Genomic DNA, 1,244 nt, shown 5'->3' with positions numbered 1-1,244 from the left:
CTGAACTGGCCTAATGATTTTGGACACTTCAATCGGGCGCTATGATGGCGCCCAAATCTGAGGTGTTTGGATATGCGTAAATCTTATTCGAGTGAGTTCAAACTCAAGGCTGCCAGCATGGTGCTGGACGAAGGCCAGTCAGTTCCTGAGGTCTGTGCCAGTCTGGATATCGGCCCTACGGCCTTGCGCCGTTGGGTCGATCAGGTTCGCCAAGAACGCTTGGGCTCTACCCCGGTGGGCGCTAGGGCGATTACCGCCGATCAGCGAGAGATTCAGAGGCTCAAAGCCTTGCTCAGGGAGAAAGACCTGGATATCGAAATCCTAAAAAAGGCCAGTGCTCTCCTGCTTTTGGACGCCAAAGATCATTCGCGTTGATCGATGGGCTGGACGAGCAGTACGGTGTCAACAAGTGTTGTCGGGCGTTCGGCGTCAACCGCAGCAGTTTTTACGCCTGGCGCCAGCGCCAAGGCAAAGTGAATCCCGAGCGAGAGAAGCTCAAAGCCGTGCTGGTCAGGCATCACAGGGCGTCGAGAGGGTCCGCGGGCGCGCGCACCTTGGCCAAAGTACTGCAAGCCAACGGGCATTGCGTCGGACGGTACATGGCTCGCAGTTTGATGCGAGAAGCCGGTGTCGCCAGTCGTCAGCGAAGGCGCCATAAGTACAAATCACCGGGCGTGGAAGCCTTGGTGGCGCCGCATGTACTCAAGCGCAAGTTTGATGTGACGGCGGTCAATCAGGTGTGGTGTGGCGACGTCACCTACATCAAGGTTGGCAAGCGCTGGCTGTATTTCGCTGCGATCCTGGATTTGTACGCCCGTAGGGTCGTGGGCTGGTCGTTCTCGATGATCTCCGACGCCAACCTGACCTGCGAAGCGTTACGCATGGCGGTTGAGCTACGTGGTCGTCCCAAAGACGTGCTGTTTCACTCAGACCAAGGTTGTCAGTACACCAGCCATAAATTCCGCAACGAGCTGCTCAAATATGGGTTTCGACAAAGCATGAGTCGTAAAGGTGAGTGCTGGGACAACGCTCCAATGGAGCGTTTCTTTGGCAGCTTGAAGTCAGAATGGATACCAGAAACAGGCTACAAACTGGAACATGAGGCCCGAGCAGACGTGCAGCGCTATGTCTCGCGTTACAACATCAGCAGGCCTCACAGCTACAACGACTACCAGTCACCAGTCGCGAAAGAGAGACTGGCGGCGTGAACCTTGACGGGTGTCCAAGATTACTTGACCAGTTCA

At 55.8% G+C, this 1,244-nt stretch carries 2 protein-coding genes; both read left to right on the top strand.

Annotated elements, in window-relative coordinates; translation table 11 throughout:
• Positions 1–72 precede the first annotated feature (72 nt).
• A complete protein-coding gene (locus HNQ83_RS31815; protein ID WP_372241948.1) occupies positions 73–375 on the top strand; it encodes a transposase in 303 nt (100 codons plus the stop codon).
• Positions 372–1,208: an IS3 family transposase gene (locus HNQ83_RS30965; RefSeq protein WP_372241947.1), complete on the top strand. Its 837-nt coding sequence runs from the start codon at positions 372–374 to the stop codon at positions 1,206–1,208. The genes HNQ83_RS31815 and HNQ83_RS30965 overlap by 4 nt, the downstream gene beginning before the upstream one ends.
• Positions 1,209–1,244 lie beyond the last annotated feature (36 nt).

This window comes from Pseudomonas sp. C2B4 (assembly GCF_013359695.1).
GTDB lineage: Bacteria > Pseudomonadota > Gammaproteobacteria > Pseudomonadales > Pseudomonadaceae > Aquipseudomonas.
Note: the sequence above shows the minus strand (reverse complement) of the source record. Positions and strands in the feature narration are given on the sequence as shown.

Excerpts from the sequence above, each read along its gene's own strand:
- HNQ83_RS31815 (WP_372241948.1), top strand. The coding sequence starts at position 73 with ATGCGTAAATCTTATTCGAGTGAGTTCAAACTCAAGGCTGCCAGCATG.